Origin of the sequence: Streptomyces wedmorensis, assembly GCF_000716445.1 — a bacterium.
GTDB classification, from domain to species: Bacteria; Actinomycetota; Actinomycetes; order Streptomycetales; family Streptomycetaceae; genus Streptomyces; species Streptomyces wedmorensis.
The window spans coordinates 1-536 of the sequence record NZ_JNWK01000170.1; the positions used below are offsets into that span (position 1 = coordinate 1).

The 536-nt window shown below is 70.7% G+C and carries 1 protein-coding gene; it reads right to left on the reverse strand.

The window, feature by feature from the left end:
- Positions 1-518 (reverse strand): hypothetical protein (locus OO54_RS44760; RefSeq protein WP_418953266.1); only part of this gene is annotated, 518 nt, incomplete at its 3' end.
- Between the last annotated feature and the right edge of the window lie 18 nt (positions 519-536).

Below are 536 nucleotides of genomic sequence, written 5' to 3' on the forward strand. Positions count from 1 at the left end.
GTACGAAGGCCGCTCGTCCCGACGGAACGACGGACGCTCGCCACCACGGTCGTCACGACGGAACCCACCGCCACGGCTGTCGCCACCACGGTCGTCACGGCGGAACCCACCGCCACGGTTGTCCCCGCCGCGGTTGTCGCCACCACGGTCATCCCGGCGGAAACCGCCACCGCGGTTGTCCCCACCACGGCTGTCGCCACCACGGTCGTCACGACGGAAGCCGCCACCACGGTTGTCGTCCCGCGAGAAGCCCGGACGGTCACCACGGTCATCGCGACGGAACCCACCGCCACGGTTGTCGCCACCACGGTCATCCCGGCGGAAACCGCCACCGCGGTTGTCCCCACCACGGCTGTCGCCACCACGGTCGTCACGACGGAAACCACCGCCACGGCTGTCGCCGCCACGGTCGTCACGACGGAAACCGCCACCACGGTTGTCGTCCCGACGGTCATCCCGCTGGTACGAAGGCCGCTCGTCCCGACGGAACGACGGACGCTCGCCACCACGGTCGTCACGACGGAACCCACCGCCAC